Source organism: Xanthomonas cissicola (genome assembly GCF_008801575.1).
Classification (GTDB): domain Bacteria; phylum Pseudomonadota; class Gammaproteobacteria; order Xanthomonadales; family Xanthomonadaceae; genus Xanthomonas; species Xanthomonas cissicola.
On sequence record NZ_VZPL01000125.1, the window covers coordinates 1 to 5,581 of the forward strand.

Sequence of the window (5,581 nt, forward strand, 5' to 3'; positions counted from 1 at the left end):
CGGCCTGGCCAAAAACACCGCACACGTGCTGACCTTGTTTGCGCTCTCCAATCTGTGGATGAAGCGAAAGCAGTTGCTGCCGGCTATGGGGAGCGTGCGCCTGTAAACCAGGAAATTCCCACGGAAAGCGCCAGAAATGGCGAAATTCCAAAGATTCAAACGCCACTCTTCGGAACGACGCGACATCCCGCACTCTCAGGCCTCGTTATTCAGACCTTCCTTAGCTCGCCATCGGCCTGGCGCAACAGCTGGCGGTACCGCTCGCATGCAGCGTTGGCCTGCGCTTGCGCTGCCTCACCCGCTCGCGCCATGGTCGCCGCGCGTTCGTGCATCGCCCTCTTGCGGCCGAGCGCCTCGCTCAGTGCCTGCGCTGCGGCCTCGTATCTTGCCCGTACCTCGCAGGTCGTCGTTAGCGTGGTGGATACCTGCGCGGTCTCCGCGTTGTGGGTTATTTCGGCATTGGTCTTCATGTGGTGATGTTCCAGTTGTGACGGCCGCGCATGGATGGCGACGGCCAGGGTGATGACACGCACTACATGCGGCTCACAACGAGCCGTCATGCACCTTGCGCGAGTCGAAGATGTACAGACGCACCGCACCCATGCCGGGCACGCGTACGACCTGTGAGGGTTTGCCATCGGCCGCAGGCTTGATCCACCCAGCGGCGATCAGCTCACGCGCGGCTTGGCGCGCGTCATGGCCGGCGCACAATTCGCGGCGGAAGGCCTCGGGCAGCACCATGTACTCGGTGACGCCAACCTCATCGAAGCGACGGAAGCCGGCGCGCTCTCGCACGGGAAGCCCGTCCGCTGCGCGGAATCGCTCGAGGCGGCTCTCGCCATGTGCTTCAAAGAACGCGCGGATGCGCGACATCAGCGCGTCAGTGTCAGCACTGCCGGAGCCACCACGGCGCTGTAGCCAGGCTTGGAAGCAGGTCGCCACGCCTTTGGTCGCTTCGCCCTTCTGCCAGCCGGTGAGCTGGTGCCGGCAGGTACTGGCTAGCTCGCCGGCGAAGGCGACGATGGCGAAGCGCTCCGCCACGCGGCGAACCTCACCCGACGCGTTGTCCGGCACGTGCGTTGCTAGGAAGCGGTCTGTCGCCTCACGCAGCTGCGCGGTGAGCTTGGGGCTATCCAGCCGCGTCAGGTATTCCATCCACAGCGGCCACGCAGCGCCGTAGGAGCGTGCCGCCGCGTCCTTGAGCAGGGCGGATAGGGCTGCGCCGTCGCCGGCGTCGTGGAGCCGCTCAAAGACGCCGTGGCCGGCCTCGGCCTCAGCCGGTACGTCCGCCAAGCGCACCGCCTGCCCCGCTCTGGCTTGCTTGCCGGCCTCGGCCATGTGTTGGGCCAGGCCCACCTCGCCTGCCGACAGGATCATGATGCGCCAGCGTGCCGCCGCCCGTGCGTCGCCAGCACGGTTCGCGCGGCTCTTACCGTTACCGTTGGCAAGCAAGTACGCCGCATCGCCGGCCTGCTTCGGATCGATCTGCGCCAGCTCGTCCAAGATCAGCGTCGCATCGTTGTGCAGCACCGCTACGCCTTCCAGCCCGTTGGCCGTGCTACGCCACTCGCGGGCGTACTCCGGTGGCCCTACGACGCTAGCGGCCACGCGTAGCGCGGTGGTCTTGCCGCTGCTGCTGCCGCCGACGATGTGGAAGCCGCCACCCGTGGCGCCAGTGAAGCGCAGCAGCGGGCCGGCGAACATCGTCGCCACCGCTAACACCAGCCGCGAATTACCGGCGCAGCGTGCTGCCACTTCGCGTTTCCAATCGTCCAGCGTGCCAACCGCCGCGTAGTGATGCTGCAAGCCGCCGCTGTGTTGGTAGACCAGCGACTCCTCGCCGGCACCGTAGCTCTCACCACTGGGCAGCACATAGCTGCTGTCGTGCCAGCCCGGCACGGCCACGTTGCGGGCACGTGCGTCGATGCGCTCTTGGATGATGTAGGCAAGCAGCCGCTGCATCGTGCTGCGGTGCGCGGACATCTCCACACCACCGGCCGCCAGCTGGCGGACGAACTCGCGCGGGTCGCCAACCAGCATTTCGGCTGGCGCGGCCCACTGGTGGCGATGACCATCGGCGTCGGTCCAACTCAGCAGCCGGCCCCATTCCTCACTTTGGCTATTGCGGGTCTTGGCCTCGACTTTCAGCGGCGAGCAGATGAATTGCGGCTCTGCCTGTTCGCCGTCCTCGTTGACGCCCACGTAGAACACCCCGGCATCGCTGAGGCGATAGTGCGGCTTAGCTCCGGCAGCGCTATCGGCGCGCGCCTTGCTGGTCCCACTGCCCTTGCGCACGGCCGCCTCGATCGAACTGCGCACAGCCTTTTTGCCCACCGCTTTGGCAGCATCGTTGAAGTCTACGGATTTGATGGTGTTGCTCATGCACGAGGCTCCATTGCCACGTCGGCGCATAGCGCCTTGGGTTGAAGGGTCACAAAGGTGAGGCGCTTAGGGTTGATCGGGTGAGCGCGGTGGCAGTGCCACGACACCGCCGACGGCCTGCGCTGCGCGCTGGGCATTGGCTAGGCCCGGATTGATGCCGCGGCATAGCGCAGTTGCCGCATCGTCGTCCGCGCACAGCACAATCAAGGCGTCGGGAAATTTGCTGCGTAGCTCCCGGGCCACCGGTTCGAGGTTGCCGGCGTCGAAGGCCACGGCGGTTGGATAGCCCGTCGCCTCGTAGATGCTGGCAGCGGTGGCATAGCCTTCGGCAATGCACACCACCTCCGAGACCTCTCGCCCGATGGCGTAATACAGGCCACGCTTCCGACCGCCTGCGAGGAAGCGCTTGCTTCCATCGGCCGCGATGGTCTGCATACTCCATAGGTGCCCTTCGGCGTCGCGCATGGGCACCAGCAGATGCCCATGCGATTGCCGTAGCCCGTGGGATGACACGCCCTTGGCGACCAGATAGGCATGCGTCGCGCTGGCCGCCTCCGCCTGTCGCCATTGCGCCAATGCCGCCTCGCGTGCCGCTGCGTGGCGCCGCGCACATTCGGCCTGCTGTTGCCGCTGTGCGCGGCGCGCTTTCTCGCGGATCTCTGCCAACTCCGCAGCCGATAGCAAACCACCCTCGCTATCACGCCATTGCGCGCTCGCGCCGGTCTTCCAGTTGCCATAGGCGCCGGCCAGCGGCGGACCAGCATGCAGGACATACCAGCCACTGCGCTGCCCGCTGCCGTCGCCTTCGGCCCGTACGCGCCGGAGACGACCATCGGCAACAACAGACGCCACCAGCAAGCCTGCCGATTGCAGGGCAACCACGAAACCATCAGCACGACGCATCGTCGGTCACCAACTCGGTGCTATGCGTGGCGTCGCTCATGACCGCAGCCAGATCCTCGTGGATGTAGAGCGTGCTGGCGGCCATCGACTCGAACGACAGCGCCATACTTTCGGCCATGCCATCGCCCATGCCGCTCAACATCAACGCCGTCCAGCGGGCGCGCCTGAGCCGGTTGTAGCTGTCCTCACTCATCCAGTAGCCGAACGGCAATTCGGGCACAGTGCACGCGCATGGTGCCTCTGCATCGCTAGCCGCTCGCTCGGCCTGGATGTCCTCCAATTGCAAGGCCATGCAGTCCTCGAACTGCTTCTGTGATTGGGCGGGGGTGAACAGCGACAGGCGGCACTGCACGCGCTTGAAAACGCGGGCCAGCTCTATGCACTCATGTTCCAAAGGCTGGAAAAGGCGCGTGCGCAGCCGATCTTCAAGCGGATGGCCCTGCAGCGCTTCATCGAGCTCTGCGCGTGCGGTTGCCAGGTGCCTTTCGGCCTTGCAACGCAGGCGATCGATGCGGTGCGCTAAACGCAAGATCTTCTCCGCGCGCTCGGCGTCAAGCACCGCATCTAGAATCGTGGCGCTCACTTGGCCGTCGCCCATGTTCGGCACGCCCGACAGTCCAACGGTCTCGTGCGTCATGGGGTCACCTCCACGCTGCCGACCATCGTCAATAGCTCGCCCAGCGAGAGGTCTTCCATGGAACCTGCGCGACGCTCAAGCGCCTCGACCAGCTGGAACAGCGCGGTCATCGGCATTTCGTAGATGCGCAGCAGCTGACGGGTCGCACTGAACAAGTCGTGCATCACCGCATCATCGTTGCCGACCAGGGCATCAAGGTGCGAACCGATCATCGCGCACCCTCCTGCGCGGCGCCGGCAATGGCCTGCTGGATCTCGGCCAGCGTCAGTGCGTCGGGCTGCTTCCCGGTGGCTTGCAGGCACGCATCGAGCGCCAGCCAACGGGTGTGATCCCAATCGAGGGTGTCGGCGATCTCGCCAAAATGATGGGCAATGCGGACGCTGAAACGCGTAGGCGCAATAAGGGTGTCGTGAGACATAGCGGGATTCCTCAGGTGAGTTGGAATCCGCCGCTCCGCTGCAAAACGGGGTGACGGACGGTACGCGGTTTGCAGACCGGCCTGAGGACCGGCAGGCCTTGCGGCCTCCGCGCACCGCCCGCCATAAAGCTGGCAAGCAGTCGCCCACGACAACACAGCGGGCAATAAAAAAGCGCCGTGCATCGGTCGATGGGCGCTGGTGCGCCTCAGGGTACGGGCTGCAAAACCCGGTCGCCGATGTGCGGCGACGTGGGCATGCTGCACGCACTGGCCGCGCACTGTCAACCGAAACATCACGCGCTCTTCCCGACCAGCTGCTTTTCGATCAACTTCGCCTTGAAGGCGGCTTTCTCTGCTGCGCTGCTGATCGGCAGGCAGATTTCAGGGCTTGGGCACGCGCTTGGGGAGATGGTGCGAACGATTTCGGTGTAGGCGGTAAATGTGTGCCCGCACAGCGCGTTGCGACACTGAAGCATCGATTCACGGAGCAACCTGTTGTGGGACACGCTCGACCGGACAATGGCAGCAGCATCACAGTGCGGGCAGCGAAGAAACGCGCGAGCAGGAGTGGTCATAGGCACCTCAGCAATCGGTCAAGATCGTGGGAGTGCCGCGCGTCAACACGATCTCGCCAATCCGACCAGGTCGGTGATGGGTGAAGTGCAGGCCAAGGTTCGGTTGCGCGATTGCGGTGCGCAGGTGTTCGGCAAGGAACTCGGCTTCGGCGCGCGTCAGCGTGAAGCGCTTGCCGGAGATGGTCAGGTGGATGTCGTCAGTCATGACTGTGCTCGCGGATGGGTGGCGGGAATCTGGGCTGCGATCCAGGCATCAACGTCTGACTCAAGCCAGACCGTGACGCGTGGGGAGAGCGGGATGGACTTGGGGAACCGGCAGCGATCCATCAGCCAGTACAGGTGGGATCGGGAAATGCCAGTGCGACTGAGCACTTCGGGCTTACGCAAAAAGCGTTCGCTGCGGCCGGCATCGGGACGTGGCGCGGTGGCCGGCGTGCCTGGTGAGGCGACGGGTGTTGTTCGGGAAGCGAGCATTGTTTGAGGTGGCGCTTTGACCTGTCGGTCAACGACTGCCATGTGTTTTGGGCTTGCCAAGAGACTAGGGCCTGTTAACACATCCGAAGCCCATCAACGACTAGGACGAAGCTGAGGAATCCAAGGAACATGACATCCAGCTTCTCGAAGCGCGAGAAAATCCGGCGGTAGCCTTTCAAGCGACGGAACAGT

At 64.6% G+C, this 5,581-nt stretch carries 9 protein-coding genes and 3 pseudogenes; 2 read left to right on the forward strand and 10 right to left on the reverse strand.

Going from position 1 to position 5,581, the window contains the following annotated elements; genetic code table 11:
• A pseudogene (locus F7R02_RS23860) lies at positions 1 to 106 on the forward strand (IS5/IS1182 family transposase); the annotation flags it as partial.
• Positions 107 to 209: 103 nt separating this feature from the next.
• On the opposite strand, the gene F7R02_RS26560 reads toward F7R02_RS23860, so the two are convergent.
• The 6 genes from F7R02_RS26560 to F7R02_RS23890 form a co-directional block, all read right to left on the reverse strand.
• On the reverse strand, positions 210 to 533 hold the full coding sequence (locus F7R02_RS26560; protein WP_139370953.1) for a hypothetical protein: 324 nt from the start codon (positions 531 to 533) through the stop codon (positions 210 to 212).
• A gap of 10 nt (positions 534 to 543) precedes the next feature.
• Positions 544 to 2,382, reverse strand: a complete 1,839-nt coding sequence (locus F7R02_RS23870) for a DUF927 domain-containing protein (protein ID WP_078589933.1) — start codon at positions 2,380 to 2,382, stop codon at positions 544 to 546.
• A gap of 66 nt (positions 2,383 to 2,448) precedes the next feature.
• Positions 2,449 to 3,285 carry a toprim domain-containing protein gene (locus F7R02_RS23875; RefSeq protein WP_078589934.1) on the reverse strand — a complete coding sequence of 279 codons (837 nt, stop codon included), beginning with the start codon at positions 3,283 to 3,285 and terminating at the stop codon, positions 2,449 to 2,451.
• Positions 3,272 to 3,922, reverse strand: coding sequence for a hypothetical protein (locus F7R02_RS23880; RefSeq protein ID WP_078589935.1), 651 nt, complete (start codon positions 3,920 to 3,922; stop codon positions 3,272 to 3,274). Before F7R02_RS23880 ends, F7R02_RS23875 begins: the two co-directional genes overlap by 14 nt.
• Positions 3,919 to 4,134 (reverse strand): hypothetical protein, encoded by a 216-nt coding sequence (locus F7R02_RS23885; protein ID WP_005912597.1) that lies wholly within the window; start codon positions 4,132 to 4,134, stop codon positions 3,919 to 3,921. Before F7R02_RS23885 ends, F7R02_RS23880 begins: the two co-directional genes overlap by 4 nt.
• Positions 4,131 to 4,340, reverse strand: a complete 210-nt coding sequence (locus F7R02_RS23890) for a hypothetical protein (protein ID WP_078589936.1) — start codon at positions 4,338 to 4,340, stop codon at positions 4,131 to 4,133. Before F7R02_RS23890 ends, F7R02_RS23885 begins: the two co-directional genes overlap by 4 nt.
• A 255-nt stretch (positions 4,341 to 4,595) precedes the next feature.
• On the opposite strand from F7R02_RS23890, the gene F7R02_RS27065 reads away from it, so the two are divergent.
• The gene (locus F7R02_RS27065) at positions 4,596 to 4,772 is read left to right on the forward strand and encodes a hypothetical protein (RefSeq protein WP_235900984.1); all 177 of its coding nucleotides are present in this window, start codon (positions 4,596 to 4,598) and stop codon (positions 4,770 to 4,772) included.
• Positions 4,773 to 4,807: 35 nt separating this feature from the next.
• Here the strand turns inward: F7R02_RS27065 and F7R02_RS27070 are convergent.
• From F7R02_RS27070 to F7R02_RS23910, 4 genes and pseudogenes are all read right to left on the reverse strand, one after another.
• Positions 4,808 to 4,915: pseudogene (locus F7R02_RS27070) on the reverse strand (ogr/Delta-like zinc finger family protein); the annotation flags it as partial.
• 7 nt (positions 4,916 to 4,922) lie between these two features.
• Entirely contained in the window at positions 4,923 to 5,120 is a 198-nt protein-coding gene (locus F7R02_RS23900; protein WP_005912599.1) for a hypothetical protein, read from the reverse strand.
• Entirely contained in the window at positions 5,117 to 5,431 is a 315-nt protein-coding gene (locus tag F7R02_RS23905) for a helix-turn-helix transcriptional regulator (protein ID WP_338066726.1), read from the reverse strand. Before F7R02_RS23905 ends, F7R02_RS23900 begins: the two co-directional genes overlap by 4 nt.
• Positions 5,432 to 5,463: 32 nt before the next feature.
• Positions 5,464 to 5,581, reverse strand: a pseudogene (locus F7R02_RS23910) (IS5-like element ISCARN85 family transposase); the annotation flags it as partial.